Origin of the sequence: Streptomyces chryseus (assembly GCF_014650755.1) — a bacterium.
In the GTDB taxonomy this organism is placed as follows: domain Bacteria; phylum Actinomycetota; class Actinomycetes; order Streptomycetales; family Streptomycetaceae; genus Streptomyces; species Streptomyces chryseus.
Genome location: NZ_BMVO01000029.1, coordinates 1 through 24531, shown reverse-complemented (window position 1 = coordinate 24531; position 24531 = coordinate 1). Strand labels below are relative to the sequence as shown.

The 24531-nt window shown below is 72.3% G+C and carries 20 protein-coding genes; 14 read left to right on the top strand and 6 right to left on the bottom strand.

The genetic code is table 11. The features are described 5' to 3' along the window. Window positions 1-21: 21 nt before the first annotated feature. Both manB and IE185_RS28885 read left to right on the top strand, forming a co-directional pair. Window positions 22-1104 carry a mannose-1-phosphate guanylyltransferase gene (manB, locus tag IE185_RS28890; RefSeq protein ID WP_138899230.1) on the top strand — a complete coding sequence of 361 codons (1083 nt, stop codon included), beginning with the start codon at window positions 22-24 and terminating at the stop codon, window positions 1102-1104. 40 nt (window positions 1105-1144) lie between these two features. Continuing rightward, complete coding sequence (locus tag IE185_RS28885) at window positions 1145-2149, top strand: DNA-3-methyladenine glycosylase family protein (RefSeq protein WP_373303770.1); 1005 nt, start codon at window positions 1145-1147, stop codon at window positions 2147-2149. A gap of 150 nt (window positions 2150-2299) precedes the next feature. On the opposite strand, the gene IE185_RS28880 is transcribed toward IE185_RS28885, so the two are convergent. From IE185_RS28880 to IE185_RS28870, 3 genes are all read right to left on the bottom strand, one after another. Then, window positions 2300-3625: a coenzyme F420-0:L-glutamate ligase gene (locus IE185_RS28880; protein ID WP_373303769.1), complete on the bottom strand. Its 1326-nt coding sequence runs from the start codon at window positions 3623-3625 to the stop codon at window positions 2300-2302. 95 nt (window positions 3626-3720) lie between these two features. Then, window positions 3721-4677: a 2-phospho-L-lactate transferase gene (gene cofD / locus IE185_RS28875; RefSeq protein WP_138896488.1), complete on the bottom strand. Its 957-nt coding sequence runs from the start codon at window positions 4675-4677 to the stop codon at window positions 3721-3723. Between the two features lie 13 nt (window positions 4678-4690). Continuing rightward, window positions 4691-5200, bottom strand: coding sequence for a cysteine dioxygenase (locus tag IE185_RS28870; protein ID WP_138896487.1), 510 nt, complete (start codon window positions 5198-5200; stop codon window positions 4691-4693). 751 nt (window positions 5201-5951) lie between these two features. Here IE185_RS28870 and IE185_RS28865 point away from each other — a divergent pair. The 3 genes from IE185_RS28865 (at window position 5952) to IE185_RS28855 (ending at window position 11812) form a co-directional block, all read left to right on the top strand. Next, the gene (locus IE185_RS28865; protein ID WP_028810740.1) at window positions 5952-6215 is read left to right on the top strand and encodes a WhiB family transcriptional regulator; all 264 of its coding nucleotides are present in this window, start codon (window positions 5952-5954) and stop codon (window positions 6213-6215) included. Between the two features lie 258 nt (window positions 6216-6473). Beyond that, a complete protein-coding gene (locus tag IE185_RS28860) occupies window positions 6474-10271 on the top strand; it encodes a glycosyltransferase family 2 protein (protein ID WP_138896486.1) in 3798 nt (1265 codons plus the stop codon). Further along, window positions 10268-11812 carry a DUF5719 family protein gene (locus tag IE185_RS28855; protein WP_138896485.1) on the top strand — a complete coding sequence of 515 codons (1545 nt, stop codon included), beginning with the start codon at window positions 10268-10270 and terminating at the stop codon, window positions 11810-11812. Before IE185_RS28860 ends, IE185_RS28855 begins: the two co-directional genes overlap by 4 nt. A 60-nt stretch (window positions 11813-11872) precedes the next feature. Here the strand turns inward: IE185_RS28855 and IE185_RS28850 are convergent, their stop codons facing one another. Further along, the gene (locus IE185_RS28850; protein WP_138896490.1) at window positions 11873-12337 is read right to left on the bottom strand and encodes a metallopeptidase family protein; all 465 of its coding nucleotides are present in this window, start codon (window positions 12335-12337) and stop codon (window positions 11873-11875) included. Window positions 12338-12658: 321 nt separating this feature from the next. On the opposite strand from IE185_RS28850, the gene IE185_RS28845 reads away from it, so the two are divergent. From IE185_RS28845 to IE185_RS28820, 6 genes are all read left to right on the top strand, one after another. Beyond that, on the top strand, window positions 12659-13030 hold the full coding sequence (locus tag IE185_RS28845; protein WP_189716300.1) for a DUF3499 domain-containing protein: 372 nt from the start codon (window positions 12659-12661) through the stop codon (window positions 13028-13030). 74 nt (window positions 13031-13104) lie between these two features. Next, complete coding sequence (locus IE185_RS28840) at window positions 13105-14478, top strand: phosphomannomutase/phosphoglucomutase (protein ID WP_373303768.1); 1374 nt, start codon at window positions 13105-13107, stop codon at window positions 14476-14478. A gap of 349 nt (window positions 14479-14827) precedes the next feature. Continuing rightward, on the top strand, window positions 14828-15010 hold the full coding sequence (locus tag IE185_RS28835) for a Trm112 family protein (RefSeq protein ID WP_189716318.1): 183 nt from the start codon (window positions 14828-14830) through the stop codon (window positions 15008-15010). A gap of 110 nt (window positions 15011-15120) precedes the next feature. Next, window positions 15121-16254: an SIS domain-containing protein gene (locus IE185_RS28830; protein ID WP_138899524.1), complete on the top strand. Its 1134-nt coding sequence runs from the start codon at window positions 15121-15123 to the stop codon at window positions 16252-16254. A 150-nt stretch (window positions 16255-16404) separates the two neighbouring features. After that, window positions 16405-17577 (top strand): mannose-6-phosphate isomerase, class I, encoded by a 1173-nt coding sequence (manA, locus tag IE185_RS28825; protein WP_189716298.1) that lies wholly within the window; start codon window positions 16405-16407, stop codon window positions 17575-17577. Between the two features lie 97 nt (window positions 17578-17674). After that, window positions 17675-18643, top strand: coding sequence for a cation diffusion facilitator family transporter (locus tag IE185_RS28820; protein WP_138899252.1), 969 nt, complete (start codon window positions 17675-17677; stop codon window positions 18641-18643). A 74-nt stretch (window positions 18644-18717) separates the two neighbouring features. Here IE185_RS28820 and lepB read toward each other — a convergent pair whose 3' ends face one another. Beyond that, window positions 18718-19416, bottom strand: a complete 699-nt coding sequence (lepB, locus tag IE185_RS28815) for a signal peptidase I (protein ID WP_189716296.1) — start codon at window positions 19414-19416, stop codon at window positions 18718-18720. Between the two features lie 362 nt (window positions 19417-19778). Here lepB and ahcY point away from each other — a divergent pair, with 362 nt between their 5' ends. Next, window positions 19779-21236 (top strand): adenosylhomocysteinase, encoded by a 1458-nt coding sequence (gene ahcY / locus IE185_RS28810; protein WP_138899398.1) that lies wholly within the window; start codon window positions 19779-19781, stop codon window positions 21234-21236. Window positions 21237-21331: 95 nt separating this feature from the next. Continuing rightward, a complete protein-coding gene (locus IE185_RS28805; RefSeq protein WP_189716316.1) occupies window positions 21332-21946 on the top strand; it encodes a hypothetical protein in 615 nt (204 codons plus the stop codon). Window positions 21947-22034: 88 nt separating this feature from the next. On the opposite strand, the gene IE185_RS28800 is transcribed toward IE185_RS28805, so the two are convergent. Continuing rightward, window positions 22035-23000, bottom strand: coding sequence for an RDD family protein (locus tag IE185_RS28800; RefSeq protein WP_189716314.1), 966 nt, complete (start codon window positions 22998-23000; stop codon window positions 22035-22037). A gap of 141 nt (window positions 23001-23141) precedes the next feature. Here IE185_RS28800 and IE185_RS28795 point away from each other — a divergent pair, with 141 nt between their 5' ends. After that, a complete protein-coding gene (locus IE185_RS28795; protein ID WP_138899505.1) occupies window positions 23142-24149 on the top strand; it encodes a stage II sporulation protein M in 1008 nt (335 codons plus the stop codon). The last annotated feature ends 382 nt before the right edge of the window (window positions 24150-24531 follow it).

The window sequence follows — 24531 nt, the reverse complement described above, 5'->3', positions numbered from 1 at the left end:
GCAGGAAGCAGAGACGACAAGGTGACTGAAGCGATCCTCCTGGTCGGCGGCAAGGGCACCCGGTTGCGCCCGCTCACCGTGCACACACCGAAGCCCATGGTCCCGGCGGCCGGTGTGCCCTTCCTCACCCACCAGCTGGCCCGCGCGCGGGCGGCCGGAGTCGAACACGTCGTCCTCGCGACGTCGTACCTCGCCGAGGTCTTCGAGCCGTACTTCGGCGACGGCTCCGCCCTCGGTCTGCACCTGGAGTACGTGACCGAGGAGGAGCCGCTCGGCACCGGCGGCGCCATCCGCAACGTCGCCTCACGCCTGCACTCGTCTCCCGACGACCCGGTCCTGATCTTCAACGGGGACATCCTCACCGGTCTCGACATCGGCGCCCTCGTCTCCACCCACACCACCTCGGGCGCCGACGTCTCCCTGCACCTCACCCGGGTCGAGGACCCCAGGGCCTTCGGCCTCGTTCCCACCGACCCCACGGGCCGGGTCACGGCGTTCCTCGAAAAGCCCCAGACCCCCGAGGAGATCGTCACCGACCAGATCAACGCGGGTGCGTACGTCTTCCGCCGCTCGGTCATAGACACGATCCCCGCGGGCCGCCCCGTCTCCGTGGAACGCGAGACCTTCCCCGACCTGCTGTCCTCGGGCGCGCACCTCCAGGGCATGGTCGACTCGACGTACTGGCTGGACCTGGGCACCCCCCAGGCGTTCGTCCGCGGCTCGGCGGACCTGGTCCTCGGCAGGGCGCCGTCCCCGGCGGTGCCGGGCCGCTGCGGCGACCGTCTGGTCCTGCCGACCGCGTCGGTCGCCACCGACGCGAAGCTGACCGGCGGCACGGTCGTCGGCGAGGGCGCGACGGTCGGCGAGGGTGCCCGCGTCGACGGCAGCGCGATCCTCGCCGGTGCCGTGATCGAGCCCGGCGCGGTGATCACCGACTCCCTCATCGGCGCGGGCGCGAGGATCGGCGCCCGCACCCTCGTGTCCGGCGCGGTCGTCGGCGACGGCGCCACGGTGGGCGCGGACAACGAGCTGCGCGAAGGCGTACGGGTGTGGTGCGGCGCGACGCTGCCCGACGCCTCGCTCCGCTTCTCGTCGGACCAGTAGGCTCGAAGCCCACGCACCTGTCGACCCAAGGACCGCACCCGTGTCAGGCCGCTTCGCGCCCCGCCCCGTCACCCGCACCACGGTGCGGGGCGGAGACACGGCGGCGACCGGGTCCGTCCCGCGCCAGAGCACACCGGCACCGTCGGCGCGCACCCGCACCTGGACCCCGCCGGGCCCCCTCGACCTCGCCCTGGCCCTGGGGCCGCTCCGCCGCGGCCCCGCCGACCCCACGTTCCGCGCGACCCCCGACGGCGCCTTCTGGCGCACCTGCCGCACACCCGCCGGCCCGGGCACCCTGCGCGTGTCCGCCGGCGCGGGCGTCGTGGAGGCGACGGCCTGGGGTGAGGGAGCCGACTGGCTCCTCGACGAACTGCCGCCGCTCCTCGGCTCCTTGGACGACCCGTCCGCCTTCGTACCGCGCCACCGCGTCGTCGCCGACACCTGGCGCCGCCGCCCGGGCCTGCGGCTGGGCCGCACGGGCCTGGTCCTCGAATCCCTGATCGCGTCCATCCTGGAACAGAAGGTCACCACCCACGAGGCGTACCGCGCCTGGCGCCTGCTGATCCGCACGTACGGCGACCCGGCCCCCGGCCCGGTGGACCTGCACATCACGCCCTCGCCCAGGACCTGGGCCCTCATCCCCTCCTGGGAGTGGCACCGCGCGGGCGTGGACAGCAAGCGTTCCGTGACGATCCTGCGAGCGGTACGGGTGGCGCGACGCCTGGAGGAGGCGGCCACGATGCCCCTGGAACAGGCCTCGGCCCGCCTGCAACTGATCCCGGGCATCGGCCCCTGGACCGCCGCGGAGACGCTGCAGCGCAGCAACGGGGCCCCCGACGCGGTGTCGGTCGGCGACTACCACCTGCCGAGCACGGTCGGCTACGCCCTGGCCGGCAACCGCGACGCGGACGACGACGCGATGCTGGAACTCCTGGCCCCGTACGCAGGCCAACGCCACCGCGCGGCCCGCCTGATCCTCCTCTCAGGCCGGACCCCGCCCCGCCACGCCCCGAGAATGACCCCGGGCAACATAGCGGCCCTGTAGCCCCCGACACACCCCGAACCGTGGCGATGCCACCTTGCACCTGTGACGGTGCCGGGGCGGCGGGCTCGGGCAACGCCACCTTTCACCTGTGACGGTGCCGACCCCGAAGCCTCCGGCCCCCAGAGCCCCCGCCCCCCGGACAAGGCCCCCTCAGCGCACCGAGACGTACGCCTCCGCATCCCGTGCCGCCCGTTCCTTCGGCGGCCCCGCCGCGTGACCCACCGCCACCGCCCCCATCGGGTCCCACCCCTCGGGCAGCCGCAGCACCTCCCGCACCACCTCACGGCAGAACATCGTCGACGAAACCCACGCCGACCCCAGCCGCTCCCCGGCCAACGCCACCAAGAAGTTCTGCACACCGGCCCCCGCCGCGACGACGAACATCTCCCGCTCCGCAGCGTCGCGACGCGGGTCTCCGTACGCGTGCGAGCCGTCCATCACCATGCACGGCACCACCAGGTAAGGAGCGTTCCGCAGCACGTCCCCCCGCCGGACGCGCTTCGCGATCGACTCCTCCGACTTCCCGTCGGCCCGCAGGTCCGCCACCCACGCGGCGCGCATCGCGTCGAGCAGCGCCTTCCGCGCCGCCTCCGACTCCACCAGGACGAAGCGCCACGGCGTCGTGTGATGGGGCGCGGGCGCGGTGACCGCCGCCGCGACAGCGCGCCGTACCGCCGCCGGATCCACCGGCTCGTCGGTGAACTCCCGCACGGTACGCCGCTGCGTCACCGCTTCCCGTACCGCCTCCGACGTCCCGAGCCGGAACATGTCGTCGGCCGCCGACCGGACCAGGTCACGCCCGCCTCCGTCGGCCCCCACCAGGTGCGAAAGCCCCCGCACCACGGCGACCGGCAGCCCCCCGGTCTTGCCCTTCACCAGATCACCGGCCGCGGCCAGCTCGTCCGCGACGGCGACGACCGTCACGTTCAGCGGATTGCCGTACGCATCGGTCCCGCCCCGCAGGTCTTCGAGGACCCGCACCCCCGCGGCGCCGATCGCCACGTCGGTCAGACCGTTGCGCCAGGGCCGTCCGAAGGTGTCCGTCACCACGACGCCCACGTCCACGCCGAGCGCGTCCCGCAACCCGTCCCGGATCTGCCGCGCCGCGGCATCGGGGTCGGCGGGCAGCAGGAGCACGGTCCCGGCCGCGGTGTTGGACGCGTCGACACCGGCCGCGGCCATGACGAGGCCGTGCCGGTTCTCGACGATACGAAGGGCTCCGCGCCGCGCGACCACGCGTATGGTCTCCGCGTCGATGGCTGCCTCACGGTCGGCCGCCGCCACGACGCGGCCCTCCGCCTTGCTGACGATCTTCGAAGTGACGAGCAGGATGTCGCCGTCGACGAGCCCGGGCCGGGATGCCGCGATCAACTGAGCGATGTCGTCCCCGCCGCGCACTTCGGGCATCCCGGGCACCGCCCACACCCGAACCACACCACCCGCACCAGACTCACGCACCGCACCCGAACCAGCCACCGCACCCGCACCAGAAGCCGGAACCAAGCCCCCCGAGCGCACCTCCGCCGAACTCACGCCCCCCGAGTCCACCCCCGCCGTGCTGCCCCCCGACCTCACGCCCGTACCTCCTCCGCCAGCGCCAGCGCCTCCCGGGCCATCGTGGCCGTGGCCTCCACGTCGGTCATCATCAGCGGAACCGCCCGGCACCGCACGCCCGCGCTCTCCACCTCGTCCACCGCCCCCGCGTCCACGGTGTCGACGAGCCACCCGTCGAGCAGCCCCGACCCGTAGTGCAGTGCGACGGCCGCGGCCGTGGACTCGACGCCCACGGCGGCCAGCACCTTGTCGGCCATGCCCCGCACGGGCGCGTCGCCGACGATGGGCGAAAGCCCCACCACCGGCACCCCCGCGTCGGCGATCGCCTCCCGGACACCGGGCACGGCGAGGATGGTCCCGACGCTCACCACCGGGTTGGACGGCGGGAACAGAATGACGTCGGCCGAACCGATGGCCTCCAGAACGCCCGGCGCCGGCTTCGCCTGCTCAGCGCCCACCGGCACGACGGCCTGGGCGTCCACCGACGCGCGCATCTTCACCCAGTACTCCTGGAAGTGGACGGCCTTGCGTTCCCCGTCCACGTCCACCGCGACATGCGTCTCGATGCGGTCGTCGGACATGGGCAGCAGCCGCACCCCCGGCTGCCACCGCTCGCACAGCGCCTCGGTGACCGCGCTCAGCGGATAACCCGCGCCGAGCATCTGCGTACGGACGATGTGCGTCGCGAAGTCGCGGTCGCCGAGCCCGAACCACTCCGGCCCCACGCCGTACGCCGCGAGCTCGCCCTTGACCTGGAAGGTCTCGTCCGCACGCCCCCAGCCCTGCTCCTCGTTGATGCCACCGCCGAGGGTGTACATCACGGTGTCGAGGTCGGGGCAGACCTTCAGCCCGAACAGATGAATGTCGTCACCGGTGTTGCCGATGACGGTGATGTCCGCGTCAGGCGCGGCCGACTTGAGGCCGCGGAGGAAGCGAGCGCCACCAATACCGCCTGCCAGAACCACAATGCGCATGCACAGCAGTCTGTCAGGCCGGTACGACATCCTGGGCGGCCGGGGACGCGCACCGCGCCGCGTGCATCGGCATCTCGGTGAGGCCCGGGAAGTAGACGTGCAGGCTGACGGCCGGCTCCAGCGCGTCGTTGACGACGTCGTGGGCGTAACCGGGCGCGAACACCCGCTGCGAGCCCGCCGCGAGCGTGCGCCGGACGCGCCCCTCACCCGTGTGCTCGGTCAACTCACCCGACAGGACGGTAAGTACACCGGAAGAACGCCCGTGATCATGCATGCCGCTGCCTTGACCGGGCACCCAGCTGAGCAGCCAGACCTCGTATCCGGGTCCGGTACGTAGCCGGTGGTACCAGCGGCTGGTGGCGTCGTACGAGACGAGGTGTTCCCACTGCGCGCGATCGGCGGCGATGGAACGGGCGAGGCCGGCGAACTCGGCGACGGTGGCCGGGTGCTCGCGGGCGGGCTGGAGGAGGTGCTGGACGGCGAGGATGTCGCCGGCGATCTGGAGGTCGCTGTCGCTGTTCATGGTGCGGGGGTTCCTCGGCATGAGTGCTGGGGTGTCGCAGGAAGAGTGGTCGCGAGACGCGAACGCAGAAGCGGGTGCGGCGGACACGGGCCGCTACGGAGCGTCAGCTGGAGCGCGAAGGCTTCAACAGCTGGAACAACAGCAACAGGAGCAGGAAGCGCCGAACCGGACCTGGGCAGCGCCACGGGACCCACGCGTGTGGGTGCGGGGGAGCGCTGCGGTCATCGGCATGCGTTCAAGGAGACCTGGTTGCTCACTCGCTGTCAACCTCGTGACCGTTTTGGCCGTAATGTTTCACCTCATCCGGTTAGTGGATCCGGAGAAAGGTTTGTGCAACAGAGAGTGCGGACACATGCCGCAGCAACCGCGCGAGCAAACGTCCTCAAGGTGTCGCGACCGGAGCAATCGGCGCAACCGGAGCAAACCGGCGCGACGGGGCCGATCCGCGCGACCCGGAGTGTGATCCGGATCGCTTCCGCGAGCCGGCCGCAACAAGATCAAACCCCGCCGCATCTCACTCTGATGAGGGCGAAGCGAGGGGGTCGTGGACGAGTCGGTGGCATGTGTCACAATTTTGGTGATTTGAACACTTTCCGCAAAGCTTTGGTTCCGCAGAGTGAATAACCGGCTCAATAGCAGATCTCGGCTTGACTGCCTCGGATCCGCACACTTGTAATTTCACTCGTGTCGTTCGGCCGAAAACGGCAACGACTACATCACGGGGACTGCAAAAGACAGACGAGGGGCGCACATGACCGAGCTGTTCCAGCAACTGCTGGTCGAGGACGCAGACGAGGAAATCGGCTGGCAGGAGCGCGCCCTGTGCGCACAGACCGACCCCGAGTCCTTCTTTCCCGAGAAGGGCGGATCGACCCGCGAGGCCAAGAAGGTCTGCCTCGCCTGTGAAGTCCGCTCGGAATGCCTTGAGTACGCGCTCTCCAACGACGAACGGTTCGGTATCTGGGGCGGTCTGTCCGAGCGCGAACGCCGGCGACTGAAAAAGGCGGCCGTCTGACTGCGAACCGTCAAACCCGGTCGCACCCCGACAGTCGCACTCGGCGCTTACCGATCAAATGGCACAAGCGTGCACGTATCAACCGGTCCGTCGCCCGGCCCCAGGCCGCAGGCGGCGGACCGTTGTGTTGCCCAGCCGTTAGTGTGGGGCGCTGTCCGAGACGCATCAACGCCCCCAAGGGTCGCGCGCGTCGACGCAGTCAGACAGCAGCCTTCCGGGGGGCGACCCCCGGACCCCGGCCGGAGGGCCCGTACCCCGATGTCCGTGCACAGCCAAACGTCGGCGCCGTACGCGGCGGCCGCTCCCGAGTTCCCCCGGCATGTCGTCACCGCCGTGCTCGTCTCCCACGACGGCGCGCGCTGGCTGCCCGACGCGCTCGCCGGGCTTCTGGGGCAGGAACGCCCCGTACAGACCGTCGTCGCCGCCGACACCGGCAGCGCGGACGAATCCGCCGAACTCGTCACCGAGGCCCTCGGAGCCGACCGCGTGCTGCACCTGGCACGCCGCTCCGGTTTCGGCACGGCCGTCGACGAGGCGGTCCGTACCGCCCAGGTCCTCACCCCCGAGGAACTCCCCTACCTCAAGCGCCCCAGCGGCTGGGACCCGGTGAGCAGGTCGTGGCGCGACGACGCGTACGACATGCCCGAACTCCCGCACGGCGAACCGGTGCAGTGGCTGTGGCTGCTGCACGACGACTGCGCCCCCGAGCCGGACGCCCTCGCCGAACTCCTGCGCGTCGCCGACTCCGACGAGCACGCCGCGATCGTCGGTCCCAAACTCCGTGGCTGGTACGACCGCAAGCAGCTGCTCGAAGTCGGCGTCTCCATCGCCAACAGCGGCCGCCGCTGGACCGGCCTCGACCGACGCGAGCAGGACCAGGGCCAGCACGACCAGGTCCGCTCCGTACTCTCCGTGTCGACCGCCGGCATGCTGATCCGCCGCGACGTCTGGGAAGAGCTCGGCGGCTTCGACCGCAGGCTGCCCCTCATGCGCGACGACGTCGACCTGTGCTGGCGCGCCCACGCCGCCGGCCACCGCGTCCTGGTCGCCCCCGACGCCGTACTGCGGCACGCCGAGGCGTCCGCCCGCGAGCGCCGGCCCATTGACTGCGCCGGCCGCTCCGTCGCCAACCCGCACCGCGTCGACAAGGCGGGCGCCGTCTACGCGATGCTCGTGAACGCGCGGGGCGCCGCCCTGCCGTACGTCATGCTGCGCCTCGTCCTCGGCACGCTGCTTCGCACGCTCGCCTACCTCCTCGGCAAGGTCCCCGGACAGGCGGTCGACGAGGTCACCGGCCTGATGGGCACCCTGCTGCGCCCCGGCAAGATCCTCGCGGCCAGGAAGCGGCGCGGAAAGGGCAAGGTCGAAGCGAGCGAACTGCGGCCGCTCTTCCCGCCGACCGGTGCGACCGTCAGAGCCACCGTCGAACAGATCGCGGCCGGCTTCGGCTCCCGCTCCGAGCCCGAATCGGCGGGCTCGCGGCACGGCGTCGTCGAGTCCGGCCCCGGTGGCGACGACGCCGACTACATGGAGATCGAGCAGTTCGCCCGGCTGAAGCGGATCGCCCGCAAGCCGGGCCCCGTGCTCTTCCTCCTGCTCCTCCTCGTGTCGCTCGTCGCCTGCCGCGGCCTGCTCGGCGGCGGCGCTCTCGCCGGCGGCGCGCTGCTGCCCGCGCCCGACGACGTGTCCGGCCTCTGGTCGCGGTACGCCGACGTCTGGCACCCCATCGGCACCGGCGGCACCCAGACGGCGCCGCCCTACCTCGCCGTGCTCGCCGCCCTGTCGGCCGTCTTCCTCGGCTCCACCGGGCTCGCCCTCACCGTGCTGCTGGTCTGCTCGGTGCCACTGGCCGGCCTCACCGCGTACTTCGTCTCGCGACCGCTCGTCGAGTCCCGGCTGCTGCGCGCCTGGGCGGCCGTCGCGTACGCCTTCCTGCCCGCCGCCACCGGGGCCCTCGCCACCGGGCGGCTCGGCACGGCGGTCCTCGCCGTCCTGCTGCCGCTCATCGCCCGGTGCGCCGTCTCCGCGAGCGGGCTGCGCGCCGGGGGCGGACGCTCCGGCTGGCGCGCCGTCTGGGCGTACGCGCTCCTGCTGACCGTCGCGACGGCGTTCACGCCCGTCGTGTGGCCGATCGCCCTGGTGCTCGGCATCGGCGTACTCGTGCTGCGGCGCGGCGACATCACGGCGTACGGACTGCGCTTCCTCGCCGCGCTCGGCACCCCCGTGCTGATGCTCGCCCCCTGGTCGCTCACGCTCCTCACCAGCCCCTCCGCCTTCTTCCGCGAGGCGGGCCTCGACTTCGGTACGGGCCCGGCCGGCGCACTCGACCTGCTCGGCACCAGCCCCGGCGGCCCCAAGGCGGCGGGCGGGCTGCTGCTCATCGGCATCGTCCTCACGGCGCTGGCGGCCCTGCTGCGCGGTGAGCGGACGTATCCCATCCGCACGGCGTGGGTGGTGGCGATCGTCTCCCTCCTCTTCGCCGTGTTCACCAACAGCACCGAAGGCGGCTGGGCCGGCCCCGCGACCCTCGTCTACGGCCTGGCGCTCATCGGCGCCACCGTTCTCGGCGCGGACGGCGCGCGCGAACGCGTCGCCACCCAGAGCTTCGGCTGGCGCCAGCCCGTCGCCGTCCTGATCGCCTTCGCCGCCGCGGCCGGACCGCTGCTCGCCGCCGCCGGCTGGATGATCGGCGGCGCCGCCGGACCGCTGGAGCGCCGCGACCCGGTGCAGGTACCGGCGTTCGTCGCGGAGGAGAGCGGCACCCGTGACCAGGCCCGGACCCTGGTCCTCGGCGGCACGTCGGCCGCGAAGGTCTCGTACACGCTCGTACGCGGCTCCGGTGCGCGCCTGGGCGACGGCGAGCTCGCCGAGGCGGGTGGCAGCAGCCCGCGGCTCGACAAGATCGTCTCCAACCTGGTCGCGGGCTCCGGCGCCGACCAGGCCGACCAGCTCGGCGGCTACGCCGTCCGGTACGTCCTCGTACGCGACGGGGCGCCGCGCTCCATGAGCCGCGTCCTCGACTCGACGCCCGGCCTGAGCCGGCTGAGCCAGCTCGACGGCAGCGCGCTGTGGCGCGTCGACCGCCAGGTCGCGCGGGCCACGATCGTCTCCGGCAAGGAGGGCGGCGAGCCGCTGTCCGTCGCGTCGAGCCCGGTCGAGGCGCACACGAGGATCCCCGCCGGCGAGGCGGGCCGCGTCCTGCGCATCGCGGACTCGGCGGCCGAGGGCTGGCAGGCCACGCTCGACGGCCGCGTGCTGGTGAAGAAGACCGTCGACGGCTGGGCGCAGGGCTTCGAACTGCCCACCGGCGGCGGCCGCCTCGACCTCACCTACGAGGCCCCCGTCACCCACACCGTGTGGATCTGGACCCAGGTGGGCCTCGCGCTGCTCCTCGTGGTGCTGGCCCTGCCGGGCCGCCGCCGGGAGGTCGACGACGACCTGCCTGAGGAGGAGTACGAGGTGCCCGCGCAGCCGGTCGCGGGCGAGGGCCGCAGGGCGCGCAGGCTGCGCGCGGCGGCGCAGGCGGACGCCCCCGGGGCGGACGCGCAGGAGGGGACCGGAGAGGGGCCCCCCGCCCCGCCGGTCGCGGCCGGCCCGTACGGCGAGCCGTCGGCGGAGCAGGACGAGACCGCCGTGTACGCCTCCGTGCCGCAGCAGCAGTACGGCGAGTGGGACGCGCAGTCGTACGCGGGCGCCGAGTACACACAGCAGCAGTACGGCGGCCACGAGGAGCAGCAGCAGGGCTACGGCGGCGAGCAGTACCAGGCCGATCCGTACCAGGCGGCCGGCCAGTACGGCGACGGTCAGTACGGCGACGGCGGGCAGTACCAGGGCGACCCGTACCAGGGCGACCCGTACCAGGGCGACCAGTACACGGAGGGCCAGTACACGGAGGGCCAGTACACGGAGGGCCAGTACACGGAGGGCCAGTACCAGGCGGCCGACCCGTACCAGGAGGGCGAGTACGACCCCTACGGCTACGGACAGCAGCCCCCCCAGCCCTACGCCGACGGCAACGAGCCCGAGCAGCGTCCCGACGGGAGCACCAACCGATGAACCGCACCACCCTCTCCCTGATCGCCGCCGCCACCGCCCTGGCCGCGGTCACCGGGTTCGCCGTGGTCTCCGCGCCGGACGGCGCCACGACCACGACCGCCGCCGACGCGCGGACCCCGGCGCGGATGCCCGTGGAGCGCTCCAGCCTGCTGTGCCCGGCGCCCAGTTCGTCCGACCTGGCGGAGACGGCCTACACGTCGTTCACCCCGGCGGGCAAGGGCGGCGCCGACGCGAAGGCGGGCTCGGCCGAACTCGTCCCCACCGACGCGACCTTGGCGGCCGCGGACGACGGCAAGGACAAGAAGAAGGACAAGGACAGGGCCGCCGGCAAGGGCGCGAGCAAGCCGGTCCTCTCCCTGAAGGAGCCGGGCAAGCCCGTGACGGCCGAGGCGAACACCGCCGAGGCGCCCGCCCTCGTCGGCTCGGCCGACGGGCTCCTGGCCCCCGGCTGGACCGCGCAGCAGAGCACCAAGGTCACCGCCGGCCAGGGCCGGGGCCTGCTCGGGGTCAGCTGCACGCCGCCCGACACCAGCTTCTGGTTCCCGGGCGCGAGCACCGCCGACGACCGGCTGGACTACGTGCACCTCACCAACCCCGACGACACCGCCGCCGTCGCGGACATCCAGCTGTACGGCAAGGACGGCGTCCTGGAGTCGGACGCGGGGGAGGGCATCACGGTCCCGGCCAGGTCCAGCGTGCCCGTACTGCTGTCGACGCTGAGCGCCGACCGCGCCGAGAACGTGACCGTCCACGTCACCACCCGCACCGGCCGCGTCGGCGCCGTCGTCCAGGCCGTCGACGAGGAGGGCGGCAGCGACTGGCTGCCCGCCTCCGCCGAGGCGTCCGGCAGCGCGGTGCTGCCCGGCATCCCGGCGGACGCGACGTCCGTACGCCTGGTGGTGTTCGCGCCGGGTGAGGAGGACGCCGACCTCAAGGTGCGCCTGGCCGGCCCGACCGGCACGATCACCCCCGCCGGACACGAGAACCTGCACGTCAAGGCGGGGATGTCGATGGCCGTCGACCTGGCGGACGTCACCAAGGGCGAGGCGGGCTCCCTGTTCCTGAGCCCGGCCGCCCAGGACAGCCCCACCCCGGTGGTCGCCGCGCTGCGCGTGGTGCGCGGCAAGGGCGCCGCCGAGGAGGTGGCGTACATCCCGGCGACCGGGCAGGTGGGCGACCGGGCCACGGTGGCGGACAACAGGGCGAAGGGCTCGGTGCTCTCGCTGACCGCGCCGGGCGAGGCGGCCGAGGTCAAGGTCACCGCCTCGGCGGGCAGCGGCGGCGGGGAGCCCGTGGTCAAGACGTACAAGGTCGCGGCGGGGACGACCCTCGCGGTGACGAAGCCGCCGGTGCCGTCGGGGCTCAAGGGCGCGTACGCGCTGACGGTCGAACCGCAGTCCGGCGGCCCGGTCCACGCGTCGCGCTCGCTCGAACTGCCCGAGGACGGCGTCCCGATGTTCACCGTGCAGACGATGCCGGACGACCGCGGGACGGTCTCGGTGCCGGAGGCGGAACAGGACCTGTCCGTACTGGACGACTGACCGGGCGGTACGGGCGCGCCCGCGCGGGCGCCACCCGTGCCCCGCAGGGGTGAACCGGCGTCAGCCGTCCGCCTCTCCGTCCCCGTACCGCGGATCGACGGACTCGGGTGCCAGGCCGAGCAGTTCCGCGACCTGTTCCACGACGATCTCGTGCACGAACATGGCACGCTCGTCCCGGCTCTTGGTCCGGATCTCGACGGGCCGCCGGTAGATGACGATCCGCGCCGGATGGGCGCTGGTCGCGGCGATCATCCCGCCGAGCGGGACGGACTCGGAGCCCCAGCCGTCGGAGTCGTCGCCGCCCGCGGGCGGCACGTCGAGTACGAGGAAATCGACCTCGGCGAGCTGCGGCCACCGCCGTTCCAGGCGCTCGACCGAGTCCTGCACGAGGTCGCCGAAGGCCGCGGCCCTGCTGGTCGAGAGGGGCACCTGCGGCGGTGCCACCGGCCCGCGCATGCCGCGGCCGTGCCGGTCGCGGCGCCGCGGCCCCGGGCCGGTGGGGAGGGGAGGTACGGGACTGTCCATCACTGACGCAGGGTAGCCCTCATCGAGGCGGCGGTACGGCGCCGGAGGGACGGCGAGCGGCATGTCGCATATTGAGCATTCCAGCCAAGGTTGGGCTCGAATTCACGCCGGTACGCGACCGTCGATCTCGCATCGCTTGACGGCATTTGCCCCAAGTGGCGACTGGTGGCGGGCCGGTGACGGACGGTGTCCGCCGGTCTCCGCGCAGGTCAGGCCAGTTGCGCACGGGGCCGCAGGGACGAGGTGAGACGCGCGACACGGTGGAGTGACGTGGGGGAGAGTCGTCGCGGCCCGCTCAAGAGTGCGGTACCGTCCAACCTCGTGAGCCCTGTACGTCGCTGTTCGCGCACCGCGTGCGGCCGCCCTGCCGTCGCGACACTGACGTACGTCTACGCGGACTCGACCGCAGTCCTCGGCCCGCTCGCCACCTATGCCGAGCCCCACTGTTACGACCTGTGCGCCGAGCACTCGGATCGGCTGACCGCGCCGCGCGGCTGGGAGGTCCTGCGGCTCGTCGACGGCTCCGCGCCCTCCCACCCCAGCGGTGATGATCTCGAAGCCTTGGCCAACGCTGTGCGTGAGGCCGCCAGGCCGCACGAGCGCGCTGCGGAAGCCGGCGGCGGGGCACGCGCCGCGGACCCGATGGAGGTCGCGCGCCGCGGTCATCTGCGTGTCCTGCGCTCCCCGGACTGAAAGCCCCAGAAGGCACCTCTGGTCCGTGCGGGTAGCCTCAGGGCCGACCAACAGGACTTCAGGAGGGGCTGGCCGTGGCTGCTGAGCGGGCTGATCTGTCGCAGATCGTCAAGGCGTACGACGTGCGCGGAGTGGTCCCCGACCAGTGGGACGAGTCGCTGGCCGAGCTGTTCGGAGCCGCCTTCGCCCAGGTGACGGGGGCCGACGCGATCGTCACCGGGCACGACATGCGCCCCTCGTCGCCCGGGCTCTCCCGGGCGTTCGCCCGCGGGGCGGCGGCGCGCGGGGTGGACGTGACGGAGATCGGCCTCTGCTCGACCGACCAGCTGTACTTCGCCTCCGGGCACCTGGGGCTGCCGGGCGCGATGTTCACGGCGTCGCACAACCCCGCGCAGTACAACGGCATCAAGATGTGCCGGGCGGGAGCGGCCCCGGTGGGGCAGGACACCGGCCTCGCGGAGATCCGCGCCCTGGTGGAGGAGTGGTCGACGACGCCGGCCGCACCCACGACGGGCCGGACCGGAACCCTCACGCGGCGTGACACGTTGAAGGACTACGCGGCCCATCTGCTGTCCCTGGTCGACCTCTCCGCGATGCGCCCCCTCAAGGTCGTGGTCGACGCGGGCAACGGCATGGGCGGCCACACGGTCCCCACGGTCTTCGCACCCCTGCCGCTGACCGTGGTGCCCCTCTACTTCGAGCTGGACGGCACCTTCCCGAACCACGAGGCCAACCCGCTCGACCCGAAGAACCTCGTCGACCTCCAGGCGAAGGTCCTCGAGACCGGAGCCGACCTCGGCCTGGCCTTCGACGGCGACGCGGACCGCTGCTTCGTCGTGGACGAGCGCGGCGAGGGCATCTCCCCGTCCGCGATCACGGCCCTCGTCGCCGCGCGCGAACTGGCCCGCAACGGGGGTGAGGGCGCGGTCATCCACAACCTGATCACGTCGTGGTCGGTCCCCGAGGTCGTACGGGAACACGGCGGCACGCCGGTCCGCACCCGCGTCGGCCACTCCTTCATCAAGGAGGAGATGGCCCGTACCGGCGCGATCTTCGGCGGCGAGCACTCGGCGCACTACTACTTCCGGGACTTCTGGAACGCGGACACCGGCATGCTCGCCGCCCTCCACGTCCTCGCGGCCCTGGGCGGCCAGGACGGCACCCTGTCGGGCCTCGTCGCGGAGTACGACCGCTACGCGGGCTCCGGCGAGATCAACTCCACGGTGGACGACCAGGCGGGCCGCATGGCGGCGGTCAAGGCGGCGTACGCCGGCCGCGACGGCATCACGATCGACGAACTGGACGGCTTGACGGTCACCGCGGCGGACTGGTGGTTCAACCTCCGCCCGTCGAACACGGAACCCCTGCTGCGCCTGAACGTAGAGGCGAGGGACGAGCCCACGATGACGAGAACCCGAGACGAGGCCCTGGCCCTGATCCGCGCCTGACACACGGGCCGAGGCGCCGAAGCCCCGAGCACGCGACGCCTGTGGCCCGCCGCCAGTTCTGGGAAGGGGCGGGTGGGGGAAATGCCTCGCGCAGCGGCCCCCGCCCCACCCCCTCGCCCGGAGTGCGCCGCCGCACCGCGGCCACCGGGCACCTCAGGTGACAGCTCAGAGGCGCAGGACCGGCAAGAGGGGCGCAGGCACTGCGCACGCTCGCCCCACACCCGCGCCCCCCCCGAGACGGCCCCCGACGAACACCCGCGCCCTGCCACCCCGCGCCGCCCCCCGCCCGGCGGTAGGCTGACCTGGCCCAATCCGTACCCGTATCCGCATGCTCGAAGGGACCCACCCCATGCCGCTCGAAGCCGGCCTTCTGGAGATCCTCGCCTGCCCCGCCTGCCACGCGCCCCTCAACGACGCGTCCACCGCGGACACCCCCGAGCTGATCTGCACCAGCAAGGACTGCGGCCTGGCCTACCCCGTCCGGGACGGCATCCCGGTGCTCCTCGTCGACGAGGCCCGTCGACCCGCCTGACGGACCGCACGGCGCCGCCCGGACACGCCCGCCCTGCCTGCACGCCCCACCCCACCACCCGCGCAGCGCCCCACCACGGGCCACGCGCTTGGCGATCGGAGGCTCGCACCATGCTCGACGAGTCGTTGCTCGACGACCCGGAGTCCCTGGCCCGCGCCGACCGCCGCGGCCTGCTGCGCGGCGCCGCCGAGGCAGGCGCCCGGGTACGGACCGCCGCCCGGCACGCCACGGAGGCCGGCCTCGCCGAGATGAAGCCGGAGGGCCGCCCCCGCGCCGTACTGATCGCGGGCCCCGGCACCGCCGCGAACGGCGTGGCCGACCTGCTGGCCACCCTGGCCGGCGCCGCCTGCCCCGTCACCCGTCTGCACTCCACCGGCGTCGCCCCCGCGGCCGGCGCCCTGCGCTGGGCGCTCCCGGGCTGGGCGGGCTCGGTCGACCTGCTGCTCCTCGTCACCCCGGACGGCGCCGAACCCGGCCTCGCCGTCCTGGCGGAACAGGCGTACCGCCGCGGCTGCACCGTCGTCGCCGTGGCCCCGCAGCGTTCCCCTCTGAGCGAGTCCGTCAACGGCGTGCACGGCCTGGTCGTGCCGATGGCGACCGCTCCGTACGAGGAGTACGACGAGGGCACGGCCACCGGCCCCGGCGCGCTCTGGGCGCTGCTCACCCCCCTCCTCGTCCTCTTCGACCGCGTCGGCCTGATCACCGCGCCGCCGGACACCCTCCGGCTCGTCGCCGACCGCCTCGACCGCACGGCGGAACGCTGCGGTCCGGCGATCGCGACGTACAGCAACCCGGCCAAGACACTCGCGTCCGATCTCGCCGACTCGCTCCCGCTCATCTGGACGGAGGGCGCGTACGCCGGCCCGGTCGGCCGCCGCTTCTCCGCCGTACTGGCCGAACTGGCCGGCCGCCCCGCGCTCTCCGCGGAGCTCCCCGAGGCGCTGCCCGCCCACGGAGTGCTGCTGTCGGGAGCCTTCGCCGCCGGCGCCGACCCCGACGACTTCTTCCGCGACCGCGTCAACGAGGCCCAGGCGCTGCACGCGCGCGTGGTGCTCCTGCGGGACCGCCCCACGGGCGGCATGACCGCCGCCCCCGCCGCCCGCGAACTCGCGCTGAGCCACGACACGGCCATCAGCGAGATCGAGCCCGAAGACGCCAGCGAGCTGGAGAACGTCGCGGAGATGCTCGCCATCACGGATTTCGCCGCCGTTTACCTGGCGCTCGCTTCCGCAGGCGGATCATGAGCACGAGCACCTGACAGCGGCATCACCACCGGCACCACCAGCGCTACCAACCCCACCAGCGCCACCGAGGCCGAACCAGCCCACCACCGCCGAAGGCCACACCGCCAAGGGTCACCACACGCAGCAGTCACCACACCCAGGGGAAGCCCCATGGACCGCCTCTCGAACACCGTGCGCCCTTACGCCTGGGGCTCCACGACCGCCATCCCGGCCCTCCTCGGCACCGCCCCCACCGGCGAACCCCAGGCCGAGATGTGGATGGGCGCCCACCCCGGCGCCCCGTCCCGCGTCGACCGCGGAGACGGCACGGGCGAACAGCCCCTGTCGGCGGTCATCGACGCGGCCCCCGAAGCCGAACTGGGCGAGGCCGCGGCACGGAAGTTCGGCCCCCGCCTCCCCTTCCTCCTCAAGATCCTCGCGGCCGGCGCCCCCCTCTCCCTTCAGGTCCACCCGAACCTCGCCCAGGCGCGGGAGGGGTACGCCGCCGAGGAGAGCGCCGGGGTCCCGATCGACGCCCCGCACCGCAACTACCGGGACGCGAACCACAAGCCCGAACTGATCTGTGCCCTGACCCCCTTCGAGGGCTTCTGCGGTTTCCGCGCCCCCGCCGAGTCGGCCGACGTACTCGCGGCGCTCGACGTCGACTCCCTCAAGCCGTACGTCGACCTCCTGCACGCCCACCCCGAGGAGGCCGCTCTCCGCGAGGTGCTCACGGCCGTACTGTCGGCGGACCGCGCCGAGATGGCGGAGACCGTCACCTCCGCCGCGGCCGCCGCCGACCGCCTGGGCGGCGCGTACGCCCCGTACGCCACCCTCGCGCACCACTTCCCGGGCGACCCGGGCGTGATCGCCGCCATGCTGCTGAACCACGTCCGGCTCCAGCCCGGCGAGGCGCTCTTCCTCGGCGCCGGCGTCCCGCACGCGTACCTCGGCGGCCTCGGCGTCGAGATCATGGCGAACTCCGACAACGTCCTGCGCTGCGGCCTCACCCCCAAGCACGTCGACGTCCCCGAGCTTCTGCGCATCGTCCGCTTCGAGGCGGGCGACCCCGCCGTCCTGCGCCCCGAGGCGTCGTCCTCGACCGGCGAGGAGCTGTACGACACCCCGATCGAGGAGTTCCGCCTCTCGCGCCACGTCCTCGCGCCCGGCGCCGCGCCCCGCACCCTCCCGCCGGACACCCCGCAGATCCTGCTCTGCACGGCGGGCGAGGTCCGCGCCGGGGAACTGACGCTCGCCCCCGGCCAGTCGGCCTTCGTACCGGCGGGCGAAACGGTGCGATTGTCCGGTTCGGGCACCCTCTTCCGCGCAACCGTGGTCGCCTGACGTACCGTCCGCACACACGGCCACGACAAGCTGCAACAATGTGCGGCCGTACGGCGGCGCCAGGGCCGCGGCACCAAGGAAGGGACATCCGGCACCCATGAGTGCGTCAGGCGGAACCAAGGCGATCGTGGCGGCACTCGTCGCCAACCTCGCGATCGCAGTAGCCAAGTTTGTGGCGTTCCTCTTCAGTGGCTCGTCCTCGATGCTCGCGGAGAGCGTTCACTCGCTCGCCGACTCGGGCAACCAGGGCCTGCTGCTGCTCGGCGGCAAGAAGGCCAAGCGTGAGGCGACTCCCCAGCACCCCTTCGGCTACGGCCGCGAGCGTTACATCTATGCCTTCCTGGTCTCCATCGTGCTCTTCTCCGTCGGTGGCATGTTCGCCATCTACGAGGGCTACGAGAAGATCAAGCACCCGCACGAGATCGAGGCCTGGTACTGGCCGGTCGGCGTCCTCGTGTTCGCGATCATCGCGGAGTCCTTCTCCTTCCGTACGGCGATCGTCGAGTCCAACCAGACGCGCGGCAATCTGTCCTGGAAGGACTTCATCCGCCGCGCCAAGGCCCCCGAGCTGCCGGTCGTCCTGCTGGAGGACCTCGGCGCGCTGGTCGGTCTGATCCTGGCCCTCGCCGGTGTCAGCCTCGCGATCGCCACCGGCGACGGCATCTGGGACGGCATCGGCACCCTCTGCATCGGCGTCCTGCTGATCATCATCGCGATCGTCCTGGCCGCCGAGACCAAGTCGCTCCTCCTCGGCGAGGCGGCGGGCACGGAGGACGTCGACAAGATCCAGGCCGCGCTCGTCGACGGCGACACGGTCACCCGCGTCATCCACATGCGCACGCTGCACCTCGGCCCGGAGGAGCTGCTGGTCGCCGCCAAGATCGCGGTCCGGCACGACGAGACCGCCACCGATGTCGCCCACGCGATCAACGCCGCGGAGGACCGCATCCGCGCGGCCGTCCCGATCGCCCGGGTGATCTACCTGGAGCCGGACATCTACAGCGAGGCGGCGGCAGCGGCGGGCGAGAACCCGGCCACCACGCCGGGCGGCCCGTCCGCGCACTGACGCCCGCCCCGTACGCCCGTACGGCGCGACGAAGGCCCCCGCCGGTCCGGCGGGGGCCTTCGCGATGTCTCACATCACCTCACCGGCGGTGGCGGCATCGCCGCCCAGTCCGGCGCCGGAACAGCCTTCCGACGGCCCACCACCAGCGACGCCACCCCGAGCCCCCCACCGACCAGGAACAGCACGACGCCGGCGAACCCGCCCGCGACGAGCAGGACCGGAACCGTCCAGTCGTCGAGGACCCGGGCGCGCACGGCGCCGACGGCGACCGTGCCGGACTGCTCGGACAGGAAGTACCGGGAGTCGCGCGAGTTCCCCCGGTTGTCCCCGAGCAGGAACATCCGGCCCTCGGGTACCGTCACGTCGAACGACGTCATGCCGTCGCCCGGCTCACCGCCCCTGACGTACGGCTCGTCGAGCGGCCGCCCGTTCAGCATCAACGCGTCGTCCCCGGGCCGATGAGCCACCCGGTCGCCGCCCAGCGCCACAACCCGCTGCAACGCGAGCCCCTCGGGCACCCGCTCAGGAATCGAGGAGAGGACCACGTCGCCGCGCCGGATGTCATCGCCGTCGACTTCCTCGGTGACGATCCTGTCGCCCTGCCGGTACGTCGGGTCCATACTCCCGCTGCCCACCTCGGACGCCTGGTGCCCGCCCCGGCCCACGACAAGCCCGACCGTCACGAGCACGGCCCCGGCCAGCAGCAGCACGACCGCCGTGACCCCAAGCCCTCTCCCCGGACGCCGCCCGCCCGCCACTGCCGCCCGTCGCATGCTGCCCCCGCCCTCGCGCCCGAATGTGCCCGCACATGCTAGGACCGCGCCCCATCGACCGGGCAGGAGGCCCCGTACAAGAAGGCCGCCCTCTCGTCGCCCGGTCACCCCACGTCCGGAACCGGCGTCACCCGGCTTCCGGCCACATCCTGACCAGGGCGGCTGGGGACCACTGGGCCGATCGGTGTAGATTCGTGACCTAGCCAGACGTCGCTGCTGATGGCGGTCGGGCGGTCCGGTGGGCCGACCGAGGGAGAGAGGGCCTCCGACGGACTGCGCTGCGAGCGCCCGGGCACTCGTATGCCCGCCGCCGCAGAGTCAGCCGTACCCGCCTCGACCCACATTCACGAGGAGCAGCCCGCATGACGACTGTCGCAACCGGCCAGGACTTCAAGGTCGCCGACCTCTCCCTCGCGGCCTTCGGCCGCAAGGAGATCACTCTCGCCGAGCACGAGATGCCCGGTCTGATGTCGATCCGCGAGGAGTACGCCGCCGCCCAGCCCCTGGCCGGCGCCCGCATCACCGGCTCCCTGCACATGACCGTGCAGACGGCCGTCCTCATCGAGACGCTGGTCGCCCTGGGCGCCGAGGTCCGCTGGGCGTCCTGCAACATCTTCTCGACCCAGGACCACGCCGCCGCCGCGATCGCCGTCGGCCCCCACGGCACCCCCGACGCCCCGGCCGGCGTCCCGGTCTTCGCCTGGAAGGGCGAGACCCTCGAGGAGTACTGGTGGTGCACGGAGCAGGCGCTGACCTGGCCCAACACGCCCACCGGCGGCCCGAACATGATCCTCGACGACGGTGGCGACGCCACCCTCCTCGTCCACAAGGGCGTCGAGTTCGAGAAGGCCGGCGCCGCTCCGGACCCGTCCACCGCGGACAGTGAGGAGTACGCCCACATCCTCACGCTCCTCAACCGCACCCTCGGTGAGAGCCCGCAGAAGTGGACCCAGCTGGCCTCCGAGATCCGCGGTGTCACCGAGGAGACCACGACCGGTGTCCACCGTCTGTACGAGATGCACCGTGACGGCACCCTCCTCTTCCCGGCGATCAACGTGAACGACGCCGTGACGAAGTCGAAGTTCGACAACAAGTACGGCTGCCGCCACTCCCTCATCGACGGCATCAACCGCGCCACCGACGTACTGATCGGCGGCAAGGTCGCCGTCGTCTGCGGCTACGGCGACGTGGGCAAGGGCTGCGCGGAATCCCTGCGCGGCCAGGGCGCCCGCGTGATCATCACGGAGATCGACCCGATCTGCGCACTGCAGGCGGCGATGGACGGCTACCAGGTGACGACGCTCGACGACGTCGTCGAGACCGCCGACATCTTCATCACCACGACCGGCAACAAGGACATCATCATGGCCGCGGACATGGCCAAGATGAAGCACCAGGCGATCGTCGGCAACATCGGCCACTTCGACAACGAGATCGACATGGCCGGCCTCGCCGCCGTCCCCGGCATCGTCAAGGACGAGGTCAAGCCGCAGGTCCACACCTGGAAGTTCCCCGACGGCAAGGTCATCATCGTCCTGTCCGAGGGCCGCCTGCTGAACCTGGGCAACGCCACCGGCCACCCCTCGTTCGTGATGTCCAACTCCTTCGCGGACCAGACGCTGGCCCAGATCGAGCTGTTCACCAAGCCCGAGGAGTACCCGACCGACGTCTACGTGCTGCCCAAGCACCTCGACGAGAAGGTCGCCCGCCTCCACCTCGACGCCCTCGGCGTCAAGCTCACGACGCTCCGCCCCGAGCAGGCCGCCTACATCGGCGTCAAGGTCGAGGGCCCGTTCAAGTCCGACCACTACCGCTACTGAGCCACACGCCCAGCAGCAGTAGCTTTCAGGCAGGCCCCCGCACCCCCGTGCCGGGGGCCTGCCCCATGTCGGACCCCGAAGGACCCGAGGACCCCATGCCCCGCGGCCGTTATTCGCTCCACGACCCCCACGACCACACCCCCCTCGGCGAAGAACACTTCCACTGCGCCCCCGGCCCCTCCGGCTGGCGTTACGTCTCGCAGATCACCGCCCCCTCCGGCGACCACGCGGGCTCCGTCGACCTGGCCATCGACGAACTCGGCCGCCCCATCCGTCTCGAACTGCACGCCGCGAGCTGGCAGGTCCGCGGCGCCGCCATCGACGGCGTCACCTGGGTCCGCACCGACCCGACCGGCACTCACGCCACCGAAGGCAACGTCCCCGCCCACGCCTTCACCGGCACATCCCCCGCCTTCCTCATCGCCACCACCCGTCTGCTGCGCCTCACCCCCGGTTCCCCCGCCACCCGTGTCCGCCTGGTCGCCTTCACCGACCCGGTCCTGGCCCCGCGCACGATCGACCAGTCCTGGGCCTTGCTGAAGAGTGAAGCGCATGCCACTGACAACGGCCCTCTGATGGTGGACGAATACCAGGTCAACGCCCTGGACACCGGCGAACAGCACCACATCCACATCGCCGGCGACGTGGTCCTGGCAGCCCCCGGCCTGGAACTGGAACAGCTGGAAACCCCACCCTCCACGTTCCCCTGACTCCCCCGGGGACGCCGGCGTCACCCCCCAGCGGTCGACTCCCCATCTGCCAGGAACAGGCGGGGCAGGGCCATCAACCCAGCAGCCCTCAAGCCGGCGGCGCGAACCCGGTCCCGCGTGCGGATCCCCCCACCTCCGGCGCACCAGCGCCCCCCACACCACCCGAACCCGAGCCCGGCACCACTCCACCACCAGCACCGGAAGCCCCAACCGAACCCACCTCGGCGGAACCCGTCCCGGCGGAACCCGCACCGGCCCAACCCGCCCCGGGCGCACGTACCCCGGGCGCACCCACCCCCACGCTCTCCCGGCCGCGAACCCGCCGCGCATCCCGCGCCTGCCGCTCGTTCACCACGGCCGCCAGATACGCCGCTGGCGGTACCTCCCGCGGCGCCGGGGTCCCCGTACACGCCGCCAGATCCCCGGCCAGCCGCTCGGCCATCGCCCAGCTCACCTGCGGATCCAACTGCCCCATCCGCGTCAGGTACTGCCGGACAGCGAGCCACAGCCCATCCGGCACCGCGGACAGATCAAGCCCGGCGAACCGCCCCACCAGCCACGGTGGCGGAGGAGGCACCGCGGCCACGCGCCCCGCCGACACCCGTTCCCGTACGACGAGAGTCCCTGCGAACACGTCCCCGACCCGCCGCCCCCGCTCCGAGACGAGCGAGGCGATGCACGCGACGACCCCGAAAGTCATCAAGATCTCGACGACCCCCACCGCGCCCCGGACCAACGCGTGCCGGAACCGGATCGGCCCCCCGTCGTCCCGCACCACGCGCAGCCCGCACGCCATCTTTCCCAGCGACCGCCCGTGCGTGAGTGTCTCCACCGCGATCGGCGCCCCGACCAGCACGAGCAGAAACGACGCCACGGCGATCGCCATACCGGCAGCCTCGTCGAGCGAGGCGGTGGCTATCGCCAAGCCCACCGACACAGTCAGGTAGACCGTCCACACCACCGCCATGTCGATCGCCAGAGCGAGCGCCCGGCTGGGCAGCCTCGCCGGCCGCAGCCCCAGCACCACCGCGTCGCCCGTAACAAGCTCACTCACCGGAAACCCGCCCTCCGCCGCCCGTGGCAGCACTTCCCCGCCCCATCCCTGCCCCCTGAATCCCCAGTCTGCCAAGCTGGCCGGCAACGCGCGCCGCGCAGTACGGACCGTACGGACCCAGTCCTGGAGCAGCAGCCGATCATGGACCTCGACGTCTTCGTCACCGCACACCACGCAGAGTGGGACCGACTCGACCACCTCCTGCGCCGCGGCCGCCGCCTCACCGGTGCGGAAGCCGACGAACTGGTCGCCCTCTACCAGCGCGCGGCCACCCACCTCTCCCTCGTCCAGTCGACCGCCCCGGACCCCACCCTCACCGCGCGTCTCACCCACCTCGTGGCCCGAGCCCGCGCCACCGTGACCGGCACCCGCCGGGCCTCCTGGCGCGACGCGACCCGCTTCCTCACCGCCGGCTTTCCCGCCGCGATCTACCGCACCCGCCACTGGTGGGTCCCCACGGCCGTACTCTCCATCGCCGTGGCGGCCCTGATCGGCTGGTGGATCGGCAGCCACCCCGAGGTCCAGTCGGCGATCGCGGCTCCGGCCGAACTGCGCGACATGACCCGCCCGGGCGGCCAGTACGAGACGTACTACTCCAGCCACCCCGCCGCGTCCTTCGCCGCCCAGGTCTGGACGAACAACGCGCAGGCGGCAGCCATGTGCCTGGTTCTGGGCGCCTTCCTCTGCTTCCCGGTCCTCTGGATCCTCTTCCTGAACATGCTGAACCTGGGCGTCGCCATCGGCCTGATGTCCTCCGCGGGTCGCCTCGATGTCTTCCTCGGCCTCGTCATTCCGCACGGCCTGCTCGAACTCACCGCGGTCTTCGTCGCCGCCGGCACCGGCCTGCGCCTCGGCTGGACCCTCATCGACCCGGGCCCCCGCACCCGCCGTGCGGCCCTGGCCGAGGAAGGGCGTGCCGCCCTGGGCATGGCGATCGGGCTGGCCCTGGTTCTCTTCGTCTCCGGCCTGATCGAAGGCTTCGTTACTCCGTCGGGCCTGCCCACCTGGGCACGCATCGCGATCGGAGTCGCCGCCGAGCTGGCGTTCCTCGCGTACGTCTACATCCTGGGCGGCCGGGCGGCCCGAGCCGGCGACCGAGGCGACGTCGAGGAGTCCGACCGCAGCGCGGAGCTCCCCACCGCCGCGTGATGTGCGTACGGCCCCGCTGAGCTGGTACTGTCCTGTCCACCCCACAAACGCCGTTGACACGGCTGGCGTGGGGAGGTAGATTTAAACGGTTGCAACGGGTGGACATGCCCACTGGCAACGGTTAATGTCTGTCTCGCTCTCCGGCGAGATTGCTTCGCGGAGAGCCTCTCGATTCTTAATTCGAATCACGAAGCCGATTAGGTCGGCCGAAATGCTTCTGATAAAGTCGGGGACAAGCCGAAAGGCAAAAGGCCACTCCAACGGCCACCAGAAACAAACGCCGAAACCGGAAACGGAACGGAAAGCGGATCTGGTAAGGTTGGAAACACGAAATGCCGAACGAAAGCCCGGAGGAAAGCCCGAGAGGGTGAGTACAAAGGAA

Coding starts and splice junctions, on each gene's coding strand:
- cofD (WP_138896488.1), bottom strand. CDS start 4,677: ATGCGCATTGTGGTTCTGGCAGGCGGTATTGGTGGCGCTCGCTTCCTC.
- IE185_RS28870 (WP_138896487.1), bottom strand. CDS start 5,200: ATGAACAGCGACAGCGACCTCCAGATCGCCGGCGACATCCTCGCCGTC.
- IE185_RS28865 (WP_028810740.1), top strand. CDS start 5,952: ATGACCGAGCTGTTCCAGCAACTGCTGGTCGAGGACGCAGACGAGGAA.
- IE185_RS28860 (WP_138896486.1), top strand. CDS start 6,474: ATGTCCGTGCACAGCCAAACGTCGGCGCCGTACGCGGCGGCCGCTCCC.
- IE185_RS28855 (WP_138896485.1), top strand. CDS start 10,268: ATGAACCGCACCACCCTCTCCCTGATCGCCGCCGCCACCGCCCTGGCC.
- IE185_RS28850 (WP_138896490.1), bottom strand. CDS start 12,337: ATGGACAGTCCCGTACCTCCCCTCCCCACCGGCCCGGGGCCGCGGCGC.
- IE185_RS28835 (WP_189716318.1), top strand. CDS start 14,828: ATGCCGCTCGAAGCCGGCCTTCTGGAGATCCTCGCCTGCCCCGCCTGC.
- IE185_RS28830 (WP_138899524.1), top strand. CDS start 15,121: ATGCTCGACGAGTCGTTGCTCGACGACCCGGAGTCCCTGGCCCGCGCC.
- manA (WP_189716298.1), top strand. CDS start 16,405: ATGGACCGCCTCTCGAACACCGTGCGCCCTTACGCCTGGGGCTCCACG.
- IE185_RS28820 (WP_138899252.1), top strand. CDS start 17,675: ATGAGTGCGTCAGGCGGAACCAAGGCGATCGTGGCGGCACTCGTCGCC.
- lepB (WP_189716296.1), bottom strand. CDS start 19,416: ATGCGACGGGCGGCAGTGGCGGGCGGGCGGCGTCCGGGGAGAGGGCTT.
- ahcY (WP_138899398.1), top strand. CDS start 19,779: ATGACGACTGTCGCAACCGGCCAGGACTTCAAGGTCGCCGACCTCTCC.
- IE185_RS28805 (WP_189716316.1), top strand. CDS start 21,332: ATGCCCCGCGGCCGTTATTCGCTCCACGACCCCCACGACCACACCCCC.
- IE185_RS28795 (WP_138899505.1), top strand. CDS start 23,142: ATGGACCTCGACGTCTTCGTCACCGCACACCACGCAGAGTGGGACCGA.